We start from the raw sequence: 13,289 nt of genomic DNA on the forward strand, positions 1-13,289 counted from the left end.
CTCTCGCAACAAACGCCGCCGTCATCCTGAGGTGCGAGCCGCCTTCGGCTCGCCTCGAAGGATGGCCGCGCGCGCTGCTGTCATCATTCGAGGCGCGCAAGTGCGCGCACCTCAGGATGACGGTCCCCGCTTGTTGCCCGCAAGGAAATTAAAGACATGGTGACCTTCTACGGCAAAACCTTCGCCTCCCGCCTGCTGATCGGAAGCGCGCTCTATCCCTCACCGGCGATCATGCAGGCGGCGATCCGCGCTTCCGGCTCGAACATCGTCACGGTGTCGCTGCGCCGCGAGGCCGCTGGCGGCAAGACCGGGGACGCCTTCTGGAAGCTGATCCGCGAGCTCGACGTCACCGTGCTGCCAAACACGGCCGGTTGCCGCAGCGTGCGCGAGGCGGTGACCACGGCCAAGCTCGCACGCGAGCTGTTCGGCACGAGCTGGATCAAGCTGGAAGTGATCGCCGACAACGACACGCTCCAGCCCGACGTCGTCGGCCTGGTTGAGGCCGCCGCCATCCTGATCAAGGACGGCTTTGAAGTGTTTCCCTATTGCACCGAGGATCTCTCGGTTGCGAACCGTCTGGTCGATGCCGGCTGCAAGGTGGTGATGCCATGGGCAGCTCCGATCGGCAGCGCCAAGGGCATCATCAATCGTGATGCGCTCAAACTGCTGCGCGAGCGGCTGCCCGACATCACGCTGGTGGTCGACGCCGGCCTCGGCGCGCCGAGCCACGCAGCGCACGCGCTGGAGCTCGGCTATGACGCCGTGCTGCTCAACACTGCGATCGCGAAAGCCGCCGATCCCGTTGCGATGGCGAACGCCTTCCGTCTCGGCGTCGACGCGGGCCGCACTGCGTATGAAGCCGGGTTGATGAACGCCCGCGACTTCGCCTCCCCGTCCACCCCTGTCGTTGGGACTCCGTTCTGGCATGCCGTATCCTGATCGCTTCTACCCCGTCGTCAACAGCCTCGCCTGGGTTGAGCGCCTGACCAAGCTCGGCGTCGGCACGATCCAGCTCCGCACCAAGGAACTCAACGACGCCGACGCGCTCCAGATCGTCACCGATGCGCTTGCGATCACCGAGGGCACGCAAGCCAAGCTGGTCGTGAACGACTATTGGCGCGCGGCGATCGTCGCGGGCGCAAAGTATTTGCATCTCGGCCAGGAGGATCTGGCGGAGGCGGACCTCAAGGCGATCCGCGAGGCCGGCCTGTCGCTCGGCGTCTCGACCCACGACGACGAGGAGCTTGCGACCGCGCTCGCCGCAAAACCCGACTACGTCGCGCTCGGCCCTATCTTCTTCACCACGCTCAAATCCATGCGCTTCGCGCCACAGGGCATTCCGAAGATTACGGAATGGAAGAAGCGCATCGGCACCATCCCACTGGTCGCGATCGGCGGCATCAAGTTCGAGCACGCCGCGGAGATCTTCGCCGCGGGCGCGGATTCCATCGCCGTCGTCAGCGACGTCACGCAAAATGCCGACCCGGATGCGCGAGTGCGGCAGTGGCTCGGCCAGACTAAGGAGGCTGCGTGATGTGCGTCCGTCCCTATTTGATCCGTCACCCTGAGGTGGCCGCTTCTTCAGCGGCCCTCGAAGGGCGACGGCCCGGCTCGCTCATCCTTCGAGGCGCGCAAGAGCGCGCACCTCAGGATGACGAGAGCAACAGCGCATACACGAATTAAAACGGAGGATCCCATGAACATCCGCTCCAATCCTGACAAGACCGTTCCCGCCGTTACCACCGGCCCGCTGCCCTCCTCGCGCAAGATCTTTGCATCGCCCGAGGCCGCGCCGGATCTGCGCGTGCCGCTGCGCGAGATCATCCTCTCCGAAGGCGCCGGCGAGCCGAACCTGCCGGTCTACGACACCTCGGGTCCCTACACCGATCCGTCCGTGACCATCGACGTCAACGCCGGCCTTGCCCGCAACCGCAAGCAATGGGTGCTGGAGCGCGGCGGCGTCGAGGAATATGAGGGACGGCAGATCAAGCCGGAGGACAACGGCAGCGTCTCCACCGACAAGGCGGCGCGCGCCTTCTCGGCCTATCACAAGCCGCTCCGCGGCCTCGACGGCCACAAGATCACCCAGCTCGAATTCGCCCGCGCCGGCATCATCACCAAGGAGATGATCTACGTCGCCGCCCGCGAGAACCTCGGCCGCAAGCAGCAGCTCGAGCGCGCGGAGCAGGCGCTGGCCGATGGCGAGAGCTTCGGCGCCGCAGTGCCCGCCTTCATCACGCCGGAGTTCGTCCGCGACGAGATCGCGCGCGGCCGCGCCATCATCCCCTCCAACATCAACCACTCAGAGCTCGAGCCGATGATCATCGGCCGCAACTTCCTGACCAAGATCAACGCCAATATCGGCAACTCGGCGGTGACCTCGTCGGTCGAGGAAGAGGTCGAGAAGATGGTGTGGGCGATCCGCTGGGGCGCCGACACCGTGATGGACCTCTCGACGGGCCGCAACATCCACACCACGCGCGAATGGATCTTGCGCAACTCGCCGGTGCCGATCGGCACCGTGCCGATCTACCAGGCGCTGGAGAAGTGCAACGGCGACCCGGTGAAGCTGACCTGGGAGCTCTACAAGGACACGCTGATCGAGCAGTGCGAGCAGGGCGTCGATTACTTCACCATCCACGCCGGCGTGCGCCTGCAATACATCCACCTCACCGCCAACCGCGTCACCGGCATCGTCAGCCGCGGCGGCTCGATCATGGCGAAGTGGTGCCTGGCGCATCACAAGGAGAGCTTCCTCTATACGCATTTCGACGAGATCTGCGACCTCATGCGCAAGTATGATGTCTCGTTCTCGCTCGGCGACGGCCTGCGTCCGGGCTCGATCGCCGACGCCAACGACCGCGCGCAGTTCGCGGAGCTGGAGACGCTCGGCGAGCTCACCAAGATCGCGTGGGACAAGGGCTGCCAGGTCATGATCGAAGGCCCCGGCCACGTGCCGATGCACAAGATCAAGATCAACATGGACAAGCAGCTCAAGGAGTGTGGCGAAGCCCCGTTCTACACGCTTGGACCGCTGACCACCGACATCGCGCCGGGCTATGACCACATCACCTCAGGGATTGGTGCGGCCATGATCGGCTGGTTCGGCTGCGCCATGCTCTGCTACGTCACCCCGAAGGAGCATCTCGGCCTGCCCGACCGCAACGACGTCAAGACCGGCGTCATCACCTACAAGATCGCGGCCCACGCCGCCGATCTCGCCAAGGGCCACCCCGCCGCGCAACTGCGCGACGACGCCCTCTCCCGTGCCCGCTTCGAATTCCGCTGGACCGACCAGTTCAACCTCGGCCTCGATCCGGACACCGCCAAGAGCTTCCACGACGAGACCCTGCCGAAGGAAGCCCACAAGGTCGCGCATTTCTGCTCGATGTGCGGCCCAAAATTCTGCTCGATGAAGATCACCCAGGATGTGCGGGACTACGCAGCGACGCTGAACGATCCGAACTCGGTGGGCATGTCGATGCAGGGCACCGTCGAGGACGGCATGAAGCAGATGAGCGAGAAGTTCAAGGAGATGGGCAGCAACGTGTATCTCGACGCCGAGAAGGTGAAGGAGAGCAATCGGGCGCTGTGAGGGCTTGGCTCCCGGTATCTCACTCCAAAAGGGCCGGGCTTATGCCCGGCCTTTTCCACCAGGATCTTGTTCCTCGAACAACTCCTTGAACAGCATCTTCGCGCGCTCTAGCCCCTCGTGCGTGAACACCACCGACTTTACCTTGCCAACGGGATCATCAATCATTCCCTTGTCATGCAACCGGCCGAGCACACCCCAGTCGAAGCCCTTCCATGCCCGATAGTCATCGTGCAAGGTCAGGTAGAGCAAGGCCAACGCTGCGTCGTCGATTTTGTCCTTGTTGATGGCCATCGCTACCTCCCACAGAACAGTGTTGGGGCGATCCTAGTCGGCAATAGGCAATCCGCAATGGCCCTCCAACGCGCCGCGCGCGTTCCAACGCTCGTTAGTCCTTTGGAACGAGCATAGCCCGGATGAGCGAAGCGACATCCGGGACTTGCAGCTGCCCCGCATGTCGCTTCGCTCATGCGGGCTACAACGCTGCGGATAATTGATTTGCCTAAGAGCACACCCCACCGTCTGCCCGACCAGCTCCGCCCCAACCTCCGCCTCGTCTTCGTCGGCACCGCCGCCAGCACCCGCTCGGCCGCGCTCGGGCATTACTACGCCCATCCCGGCAACCGCTTCTGGCGCGCGATCCATGAGGCCGGAATCACGCCGCGGCGCTATCAGCCGGGCGAGTTCGCCGCGCTGCTCGAGCTCGGGATCGGCTTCACCGATCTCTCCAAGTCGGGCGCCGGGATGGATCACCAGATCGCGGCTGAAACGATCGACGTGGCGGGGTTCAGGGCCAAGATCGAAAAGTATCGGCCGAAAACGATTGCGTTCACGAGCAAGAAGGCTGCGAGCCTGTTTTATGGCAAGCCGTCGAGCGTGATTTCGCTCGGGCGGCAGCCATCGGATGGAAGCCTGCCTGAGATCTTCGTGCTATCGTCACCGTCCGGGGCTGCGTCCGGGCACTGGACGCTGGAGCCGTGGCAGGAGCTAGCAAAGTGGATCGGTACGCAGGGCGAGCGAGCGTAGCCCGGATGAGCGCAAGCGATATCCGGGGTTGGCGCTTGACCCGCATGTCGCTGCGCTCATGCGGGCTACAACGCCACACCCGCAGTAACTTCGTAGGGTGGGCGCGGCGCGCGGTGCCCAAGCTACGACTCTCGTGTCCCGGGCAAGCGTAGCGCAGACCCGGGACCCAGAAGCTCAGGTGCGCGCTTGGCATAGGCCCCGGCTCTGCAGCGCACCACGCCGCGAAGAGGTGGCGCGCTGCGCTGCGTCCGGGGCACGGCATACCGCCCTCACCCCGCATACGCCTTATCGAGATCCGCGATCACGATCTTCCTCATCTTCATCATCGCCTGCATGACGCGGTTCGCCTTGGTGCGGTCGGGGTCGCCGAGGTAGCGCTGAAGGGCTGATGGGACCACCTGCCAGGACAGGCCGAACTTGTCCTTGAGCCAGCCGCACCGGGATTCCTCGCCGCCGTCGGCGGTGAGGCGGCTCCAGAAATAGTCCACCTCACCTTGCGTCTCCACGCTGATGAAGAAGGACACCGCCTCGTTGAAACGGTGCTGCGGCCCGCCATTGAGTGCGTTGAAGCGCTGCCCTTCGAGCTCGAACACCGCCATGAAGTCGCTGACGGCCTCGACCTTGGCGTTGGGAAACACCGATTTGTAGAAGGCGACGGCCTCCGGGACGTTGTTGTCGAACCAGAGGAACGGCGTGATGGAGGTCATTTTTCGGGCATCCTTGATGTTGAAAGCGGGCGCGTGGGCGCAGGAACGCCCGGAGGACGAAGAACGAGGCCGGTATCCGACAGGCCCGGATCATTTTTTTTGCCATCCTGTATGATGGGCCCGGAGGTACTCGGTCGAGGAGCCGCCCATGCTGACCCTCTACTCCTACCCGGAACTGTTCGGGGTCGCCGACAACAACGGCTATGGCCTCAAGGTCTACGCCTTCCTGAAACTCGCGGGCGTGCAGTTCGTGCACGAGCACCTGTTCGATGCCTCCGCCGCGCCGCGCGGGCAGCTTCCCTACGTCGTCGACGACGGCGAGACCATCGGCGACAGCGAGACGATCATTGCGCACGCCACCGCGAAATATCGCCTGACCATCGATGCGGCACTCATGCCGGAGCAGCGGCGGACCAATCATCTCGTCACGCGCATGTTAGATGATCTCTACTGGGTGATGTCGTATTCGCGCTGGAAGGACGAGCGCTATTATCCGGCGTTCCGCGACGCCTTCATCGCGCAGCATCCGCAACTCAATGCCGAGGGGCTGGAAAAGGCGAAGGCGTACAACGCACAGCGCTATTATTTCCAGGGCATCGGCCGCTACACGCCCGAGCAGGCTTACGCGCGGGGTCTCACTGATCTGAAGGTGCTGGCCGAGATCGTGCCGGCGCAAGGCTTCGTGCACTGCGAAGCGCCGACCAGCATCGATGCCGGCATCTACGGCTTCATCGCCAACATCTATTTCCTGCCGATCCCGACGCCGCTGAAAGCGTTCGTTGACGGGCACGCAAATCTCGTTGCGCATTGCGAGACGATCCACGCGGCGGTCACTGCAAAGTAGCGTAGGAAACCACCACCTGGTTTCCGCGGGTTCACCTGAAGTGGTGGGTTACGCCTTGCGCCGTCGCGTGTGGAGCGACCGTGCTTTGTGACCGGCGAACATCCCGCCTCCATCGGCGGCTGACAGGCTATCGCCCAAAATCGGCCCCAGAGTTTCCATGCCTCAGTCTTGCTTTGGTCAAAGCTGCACTGGGGAGTGTGTAACACGGAAATCGGGCGACTCACCTCATTCAGCGTTAACCCGGGCAGGAGGCGCAGATGCAGTCCACGCCGGAAATGCAGTCCACCCCAGACATCAAGCAGGCTGATCCACCCGCTGTCGATCCGGGACCGTCCACGCAGAAATCGGAACTGTCCGCGCCGGACAAGGAGCTGGTTGCGCGCGCCGATGAAAGGCTCGCGCATGCGTATAAACAGATCGCGCTCGCCGATGAACAACTCGCACGTATGAACCAGCGGATGTCCAGGTTGGGGACTGAGGCCGGCGATCAGCCCGGCCGCCGGCCCTCCCGACACGGGTCGGCGCTACGCGGCCTGATCGGCCTCTTGTTGGCGGCGTGCATCTTCAGCGTTGCCTTTGCCTCGCAGTTCGCCAGCGAAGCGACGCGGAAGATGATTTCCCGCTGGGCGCCGCAAGCGGTTTCGGCTTCGGTGCTGCCGAGCGAAAAAACACAGGCCTCCGTCCAGCCGGACGCACCTTCCATTCGGTTGGCTACGGCTGATACGACCCTTTCGCAAGCCCCACCTGCGGCTCAGACCGCACCGCAAGAGGTGACGCCGACCGCGGCTGCGATACCCGCCGAACTGACACAGTTGCTCGAGACGATGTCGCACGATCTCGCCAACGTGCTGCAAAAGATCGACGAGCTCAAAGCAAGCCAGGACCAGCTGGCCCGCGACCAGGCGAATACTGCCGAACAGGTCAAGGCCAGCCAGGAACAGGTGGCGCGTCTCGTTGCCACCGCCGAACAGAACCAGCGGGCGGCGACACTGGCACCCTTGCCACGGCCCGTGACCGCCCCCGCGCGCACGCCGACGCCGCCACCGACGACGCAGGCCAGAGTGCAGCGGCAGTCGCCAGTGCAATTGCGGCCGGAGTTACGGTAGCAAGTGTCGATGGGGTAACGCGCCGGCGGGTTCGGCCGCGCGTTACCGCATCGTGATCGCAAGCCCGCTCAGATCCGCATTTGCCATCAGGCCAACCTGCGTGCCGGAGAGCTCCAGCACAGCGCCCTTCTGGTTGGTGAGCACGATGGCGCGCGCGCCGGCGCCGACGGCGAGGCCGGCACCGGCGGCACCATAGACGCCGGCGACATCGGAGGGGCGGTTGATGTTGGAGACGCGGCCGCGCAGCACGGTCTTGGAGCCGCCGAAGACGAGGCCGTAGTCGAGCCCGCCGGTCGAGAGCGAATAGGAGCGGCCGCGGAAGTTGAGCACGCCGGAGCCGCCCGAGCCGCCGATGATCCAGCCCGCCTTGTAGATCGTCAGCACCACGGTGCCGCCGTCGGCCTGCGCCGCGCTCGAGAGGCCGGCAAGGGCAGCGATGGCGATGAGCGCAGCACGGACGGTGGAAGCGATCTTCATGGGCGTCTCCGGGGGCTATTTTTCAAGGGTGGAATCGAATCAGATGAGGCGAATCTATCCGATGGATCGCGGCGGCAAAATGATGGGGGGGCGGGGCGTGGCGGTGCACCGCTCTCCCCGCTTGCACGGTCCGCCCCCTCGCCCCGTTCTTACGGGGAGAGGGTTGGGGTGAGGGGCTCTATCCGCGCAAACGGTGACGATTAGATTCGCGGAGGCTCCCCCCTCACCCGGAATTTGCTCACGCAAATCCCGGCCTCTCCCCGCGCGCGGGGAGAGGCGAAGACCTGCCGTAACCTGCCCATTTCGCCATTCATGCTGCGTGCCTCGGCCGTCACGCTTCGACACACCGACGCCGCCGCCATCGTACAATTCTGCCAGTGTTTCGCCCGACGGGTCAAATACTTTTTCGGTCTTACCGAATTCAATTCGCCAGCCATTTCTACTTTGCATGGGGTTGTTTTCGCATTTTTTGTTGGAGCAGGCCCGACCTGCCGCTACGCTCATGCCGCTCAGCCCTTCGTCCGAGGTGACCCATGCCGATCCAGCATTTTGCAGCCCCGCCGCGCGTCAAGGCGCCCCCGCTCTCCTTTGCCACGCGTGTCGGCGACCTCCTGTTCATCTCCGGCATTCCCGGCTTCGACGCCAATGGCACGCTGTCCGACGGATTCGAGGCGCAGTTCGCCAACGTCGTCATCAACATCAAGCGCGTGCTCGAGGAAGCCGGCGCGACGATCCACGATCTCGCCAAGGTCAACGTGCTCCTGACCCGCGCCTCGGACGTTGCCGCCATGAATGCGCTCTATGCCGGTGCGTTCGGCCCGCCGCCTTATCCGGCACGCACCACCTGCGTGGTGCAGGCGCTGCCCGATCCGAAGATGCTGATCGAGATCGAAGCGGTGGCCTCGCTGGCGAAGTAAGCCGCGATTCAGCGCACCGGCGTTTCTGCATTGTCATTGCGAGCGCAGCGAAGCAATCCAGAGTCTTTCCGAGGCGGCAGCCTGGATTGCTTCGCTGTGCTCGCAATGACGGAAATGGTCGAGATGACGGCGCTTCCAATCGCCGTCCGGGCTGCTCGGACCAGAAGGACAGCGCGTGCGGCAGGCGCAGCTCGGCAAGTCCTTTCACCTGACATATCCGTGAACGGGTGCCGCGCGGCTTGCCAGCCGCGCAGTTTTGCCGCACGAGTTTCCTTCTCACGCCGTTATCAGCCGTTATCAGGAGATATTTCATGCGTCGCGCTCTTGCGCTTTGTGCTGTTGCCGGAATCGCCTCGTCCGTCTTTGCCGTGCCGGCCTCGGCGAAGGTCGGCTATTACGTGATCCGCTGGGACAACACCGGCATCTGCCAGGTCTGGAACGAGGACCTCAAGTACAAGCCGTTCGAGTGGGGCGCGTCGACCTACAAGGTCGTCAGCAAGCCGCTCCCGACCTTCACGGCCGCCTCCGACCTGCAGATCAAAATGCGCGCGGAGCGCCGCTGCACGCTCTAGGCGTCACGCGACATTTGGAATTCAAGGGGCGGGTCGCGCGAGCGATCCGCCTTCTTCTTTTTGCGGGCGGCCTTTCGTTTTCAGGCCCAAATCAGCATTTCCTTCGCACGCTCTTTGAACCTGGCCAGCCGGCGGAACTACTCACATCTTGTCCGGGGCGTATCCCCCCAAATCGTCCCGCACCACCCTCCCCGTCATTGTCGGGAGGCGCATCACATCTTTCATTTGAGGAGCTGATCATGCGTCGTATTTCCGTGCTGTGTGCTGCCGCGGGTCTTGCCGTCACGGCCTTCGTCGCTGCGAGCCCTGCCGAAGCCAGCTATCACCTGATCCGCTGGCAGGACACCGGCTTCTGCCAGATCTGGGACGAGAGCATTCCCACCGCGCCGTGGCCTTCCGACTTCCTTCGCATCAGCGCGACCGTGCCGACTTTCGGCGACGCCCTCATGTTGAAGGACCATGCGTTGAAGGACGGCCACTGCAGCTGGTAAGAATTCGATCGGCGGACGACAAGGGTCGGGCAAGGATGCGATGCTAGCGTCCTTGCCCGATTGTTTTCCACCTCGCGGCTTTGGAGCAGATCGATGCGCACGCCGACGACGACAGCAACAGTTCTGGCCGCATTGCTTCTGCTCGCGGCAACGGCGCAGGCACAGGCCCCGCAATCCTTCCGCGTGATCTCGCCGATTTTCGGCCAGCTCGTCAGCTTCGCGATGCCGTCGGATTTCACCGCCGTGTTCGAGAACACCGAGGGCGACCACTACATCCGCGAGGCCGTGCTCAAGGACGAGACGCCCGAGGTCTGGACGCAGATGATCACGGTGACCGGCGAGAAGGGCATGACGCTGACATTAGGTGCATCGCCCGAAAAGTTCGCGGGCACGATCGCGGGCGGCTTCAAATCGGCCTGCCCCGACAGCTTTGTCGCGAAGCCGCTGGGCGCCACGAGGTTTGGGCGCTTCGAGGGCTTTGTCGTGGTGATCGGCTGCGGCCGCATCGACAGCGGCCCGACGCGGCACAGCGAGACCGCGCTCGTGATCACACTCAAGGGCGCGACCGACTACTACACCGTCCGGTGGGCCGAGCGCGGCCCCGCAACCGACGAGCCGCCGGTCAATGACGAACGCTGGCAGGCGCGCCTGCGCGATCTGAGCCCGATCGACCTCTGTCCGATCGTTCCGGGCGAAGCCGCCCCCTATCCGAGCTGCGCCGACAAGAGCTGAGGCGCACCTCCCATAGCCCGCCTCCCGTAGCCCGGATGAGCGAAGCGATATCCGGGACTTCTGCCTGCCCCAGGTCAGCCTCCCTCGGCACGCTCGCCGAAAGTGTCCCCACTCTCGCCGACATCGCCCGCCCAGTCCTCCGGAAGCAATCCCGCACGTAACGGTGAAAGGACGAATGCGGCCAATCGCTGACGCGCCGAACGTAACCATGTTTGACGGGGTTGAAGTGGACGTAATCGACATGGCGCGCGAAATCGTCTTCGTCACGAATCGTGTGCTCCCAATAGCGCCGTTGCCACAAAACCAGCTCTCCGTTGGAGTGGCGGGCTATGTCTACACCGGCATGAAGCAAGGCACTGCTGAAATGCCCCTTGATCCTGCGCCAGCGTCCCGCGAAGTCGGCATCATCCAACGGAAGTTTCATGACGGCGTGCAGATGATCCGGAAGGATCACTATTGCATCGAGCTCGAACGGGCGCTCCTTCCGAGCAGCCCGAAAGGCATCGCGCAGGGCGAGAACCTTCTCGATCAAGATGCTCGACCGGCGGTCGAAAAGCGTCACAGTGAAAAAGTACGTGCCGCCAGGAAGACAATTTCGGCGATACAGAACCATCGGCTTGACCTGTCCCGGATATCGCTTCGCTCATCCGGGCTACGGTATAGCACGTCGATCATCACGCGTCCTTGTGCGCGCCGGGATGGATCAGGATGTCGCGCGCAGCAGCTAGGTCGATGAACGCTTCCGCGCTGCCACCCTGGTCGGGATGCATACCCTTGGCGGCACGGCGATAGGCCTGGTTGATGTCGTCGCAGGTGAGCTGCACCGCGAGCGGCAGGCCGAGCACCTTGCGGGCTCGATCCTCACTTGAGAGTTTTTTCGGCATGGCGTTGCGGCGTCCGAAGCGCGGCGCCGTCAGGTCGTGAACGACCTCGAGGATCACGCCGACGCGGCGCTGGGCCGCAACCGAGACGCTGTGATCGTCGTTCTCGACGGCCTGGCGCAGCACCGGAAGCGCCTGCTCGGCTGCCTGCCGCAGCGTGGCATCAACGCTCATCCGCACGATCTCGGCCACAAGCCGGACCGCCTCAGCCCAATCGGCTGAGTCCGCCGACCGCAGGCGTTCGAGAGCCACTTTCCAGGATTCAAGCCGTTCCATCATGCGCGCAACGTTTAGCAATGGCGATCAGTATGCCAAGGCCGCCGTTTCCGACCGCTTAATTTCGAGTTAGCCTTTCTTGAAACTTCGAAACGAATCCGGAAGGAAATTGTCATGGCATTGCTCGCAAACCATATCGCCGTCGTCACGGGTGCGGGCTCCGGCATCGGCCGGGCGATCGCGGCCGGCTACGCCCGCGAGGGCGCGCAGATCGTGCTGCTCGACGTCAATGCCGACACGGTCGCGGAAGCCGCCCAGGAGATCCGCAAGGCCGGCGGCCGGGCCGAAAGCTTTGCGCTCGACGTGACCAAGCGTGACGACTGCTTCGCTCTCGCAAAGCAAGTCGCCGACAAGGTCGGACAGGTCTCGATCCTCGTCAACAATGCCGGCATCACCCGCCGCAACGCCTTCACCGCGGAGACGGAGACGGTGGCGAAGGACTGGAACGACATCATCTCGCTCAACCTCAACGGCGTCTTCAACGTGACGCAAGCGTTCCTCGCGCCGTTGCGCGCAGCCAAGGGCCGCATCGTCAATATCGGCTCGATCCAGTCTTTCGTGCATCTGCGCACGCCGAGCTCGGCGGCCTACACTACCTCGAAGCACGGCGTGCTCGGCTTCACCAAGGCGCTGGCAGCCGAACTCGGCAAGGAAGGCGTACGCGTCAACGCGATCGGGCCGGGCTTCATCGAGACCAACATCAACGCCAATGTGCGCGCCTCCAATCCGGCGCTGGTGCAGGCCTTCGTTGATCACACCCCGCTGGCGCGCACCGGCAAGCCCGAGGACATCGTGGGCCCAGCGATCTTCCTCGCCTCGGACCTGTCGGCCTATGTCACCGGAACGATCGTGATGGTGGACGGCGGATACCGGACGGTGTGAGCGGGCGCAACGCTCCATCTTGCTAAGTGTCATCGTCCGCCTTGTGCGCAAGTGCGCACAAGGCGGGGCATGACGGAAATTGCGGAGTAAGATCGGCCCGCATCGCTATGCATCTCGTGCCAATCGCGGCTGCTTCGCGGCAATCCCAAGGTCAATTGGTGTGATGGCCCGCGATTAACCTTTCATTAACCAAACGCGCCCACCGTAGATCTACGGCTTGGGGGTCGTTTTGTTCTCGATCCGCTTCCAAGATGGAAGCGGGCGTTGATCGGGAGGTGTGTTGATGACCACTGTTCATGTCGCTGCGTCCGAGCCGGGCGCGCAAGTCCTTGCTCCCAACCAGATCGTTCCGCTCCTGATCGGCGCGACCGTCGACGAAGTCGAGCGCGAGCTCGTACTCCAGACGCTCGCGCGCTGCGACGGCAACCGCACGCGTGCATCGCGCGTGCTCGGCCTTTCGGTACGGACGCTGCGCAACAAGATCAGGATCTATGCTGCCTCCGGCATCGAGGTGCCGGCGTATCACGACTAGCGCGCGGCGCCGCGATCATTCTGCGCGCGGCGCTGCCCGGCGAAACGTCTGGCGCCGGCAAGCGCCACCGATTGATGTCGACCAAGCCCGTCGCGACCGGCGGGCGGAATTGCTGCTGTCGTCAAACGCCGCTAAGTAGCTTGCTTCGGCAGAGGGAGCATTGGCGTGGCAGACGAACAGAAACGGCAGGGACCTCAGGGGCCGCGCGGGCGGCAGGGCGAACCGGGACGGCCAGGCCCCCAGGGTCATCCGGG

General features: G+C 63.9%; 16 protein-coding genes and 1 pseudogene. 12 read left to right on the plus strand and 5 right to left on the minus strand.

The annotated features are described in order from the left end of the window. The first annotated feature begins 156 nt into the window (after positions 1-156). The 3 genes from AC629_RS31235 to thiC all read left to right on the plus strand — a co-directional run bounded on the left by AC629_RS31235 (position 157) and on the right by thiC (position 3,595). A complete protein-coding gene (locus tag AC629_RS31235) occupies positions 157-939 on the plus strand; it encodes a thiazole synthase (RefSeq protein WP_084808682.1) in 783 nt (260 codons plus the stop codon). Next, a complete protein-coding gene (locus AC629_RS31240) occupies positions 926-1,534 on the plus strand; it encodes a thiamine phosphate synthase (protein ID WP_084808683.1) in 609 nt (202 codons plus the stop codon). The genes AC629_RS31235 and AC629_RS31240 overlap by 14 nt, the downstream gene beginning before the upstream one ends. A 162-nt stretch (positions 1,535-1,696) precedes the next feature. Next, complete coding sequence (thiC, locus tag AC629_RS31245; RefSeq protein ID WP_084808684.1) at positions 1,697-3,595, plus strand: phosphomethylpyrimidine synthase ThiC; 1,899 nt, start codon at positions 1,697-1,699, stop codon at positions 3,593-3,595. Between the two features lie 39 nt (positions 3,596-3,634). Here the strand turns inward: thiC and AC629_RS31250 are convergent, their stop codons facing one another. After that, positions 3,635-3,886, minus strand: coding sequence for a DUF6429 family protein (locus tag AC629_RS31250; RefSeq protein ID WP_084808685.1), 252 nt, complete (start codon positions 3,884-3,886; stop codon positions 3,635-3,637). Between the two features lie 204 nt (positions 3,887-4,090). Between AC629_RS31250 and AC629_RS31255 the strand changes: the two genes are divergently transcribed. Continuing rightward, the gene (locus tag AC629_RS31255; RefSeq protein ID WP_245332049.1) at positions 4,091-4,618 is read left to right on the plus strand and encodes a mismatch-specific DNA-glycosylase; all 528 of its coding nucleotides are present in this window, start codon (positions 4,091-4,093) and stop codon (positions 4,616-4,618) included. A gap of 269 nt (positions 4,619-4,887) precedes the next feature. Here the strand turns inward: AC629_RS31255 and AC629_RS31260 are convergent, their stop codons facing one another. Next, a complete protein-coding gene (locus AC629_RS31260; RefSeq protein WP_084808687.1) occupies positions 4,888-5,325 on the minus strand; it encodes a VOC family protein in 438 nt (145 codons plus the stop codon). 148 nt (positions 5,326-5,473) lie between these two features. Here AC629_RS31260 and AC629_RS31265 point away from each other — a divergent pair, with 148 nt between their 5' ends. Both AC629_RS31265 and AC629_RS31270 read left to right on the plus strand, forming a co-directional pair. Beyond that, positions 5,474-6,169: a glutathione S-transferase family protein gene (locus AC629_RS31265; RefSeq protein WP_084808688.1), complete on the plus strand. Its 696-nt coding sequence runs from the start codon at positions 5,474-5,476 to the stop codon at positions 6,167-6,169. Positions 6,170-6,426: 257 nt separating this feature from the next. After that, on the plus strand, positions 6,427-7,275 hold the full coding sequence (locus tag AC629_RS31270; protein WP_084808689.1) for a hypothetical protein: 849 nt from the start codon (positions 6,427-6,429) through the stop codon (positions 7,273-7,275). Between the two features lie 42 nt (positions 7,276-7,317). Here AC629_RS31270 and AC629_RS31275 read toward each other — a convergent pair whose 3' ends face one another. Then, positions 7,318-7,752 carry a hypothetical protein gene (locus AC629_RS31275; protein ID WP_084808690.1) on the minus strand — a complete coding sequence of 145 codons (435 nt, stop codon included), beginning with the start codon at positions 7,750-7,752 and terminating at the stop codon, positions 7,318-7,320. A gap of 533 nt (positions 7,753-8,285) precedes the next feature. On the opposite strand from AC629_RS31275, the gene AC629_RS31280 reads away from it, so the two are divergent. The 4 genes from AC629_RS31280 (at position 8,286) to AC629_RS31295 (ending at position 10,464) form a co-directional block, all read left to right on the plus strand. Beyond that, positions 8,286-8,669 carry a RidA family protein gene (locus AC629_RS31280; RefSeq protein WP_084808691.1) on the plus strand — a complete coding sequence of 128 codons (384 nt, stop codon included), beginning with the start codon at positions 8,286-8,288 and terminating at the stop codon, positions 8,667-8,669. A 311-nt stretch (positions 8,670-8,980) separates the two neighbouring features. Continuing rightward, positions 8,981-9,241, plus strand: a complete 261-nt coding sequence (locus AC629_RS31285) for a hypothetical protein (protein ID WP_084808692.1) — start codon at positions 8,981-8,983, stop codon at positions 9,239-9,241. 239 nt (positions 9,242-9,480) lie between these two features. Then, positions 9,481-9,732 carry a hypothetical protein gene (locus tag AC629_RS31290; protein WP_084808693.1) on the plus strand — a complete coding sequence of 84 codons (252 nt, stop codon included), beginning with the start codon at positions 9,481-9,483 and terminating at the stop codon, positions 9,730-9,732. Between the two features lie 93 nt (positions 9,733-9,825). Continuing rightward, complete coding sequence (locus AC629_RS31295; RefSeq protein WP_084808694.1) at positions 9,826-10,464, plus strand: hypothetical protein; 639 nt, start codon at positions 9,826-9,828, stop codon at positions 10,462-10,464. A gap of 74 nt (positions 10,465-10,538) precedes the next feature. Here AC629_RS31295 and AC629_RS31300 read toward each other — a convergent pair. After that, positions 10,539-11,077: pseudogene (locus AC629_RS31300) on the minus strand (REP-associated tyrosine transposase). A gap of 61 nt (positions 11,078-11,138) precedes the next feature. Next, positions 11,139-11,624, minus strand: a complete 486-nt coding sequence (locus AC629_RS31305) for a hypothetical protein (protein WP_084808695.1) — start codon at positions 11,622-11,624, stop codon at positions 11,139-11,141. A gap of 111 nt (positions 11,625-11,735) precedes the next feature. On the opposite strand from AC629_RS31305, the gene AC629_RS31310 reads away from it, so the two are divergent. Continuing rightward, on the plus strand, positions 11,736-12,503 hold the full coding sequence (locus AC629_RS31310; RefSeq protein WP_084808696.1) for an SDR family NAD(P)-dependent oxidoreductase: 768 nt from the start codon (positions 11,736-11,738) through the stop codon (positions 12,501-12,503). Between the two features lie 283 nt (positions 12,504-12,786). Further along, entirely contained in the window at positions 12,787-13,035 is a 249-nt protein-coding gene (locus tag AC629_RS31315) for a helix-turn-helix domain-containing protein (protein WP_074120834.1), read from the plus strand. The last annotated feature ends 254 nt before the right edge of the window (positions 13,036-13,289 follow it).

The organism is Bradyrhizobium sp. NAS80.1 (assembly GCF_001908205.1).
Classification (GTDB): Bacteria; Pseudomonadota; Alphaproteobacteria; order Rhizobiales; family Xanthobacteraceae; genus Bradyrhizobium.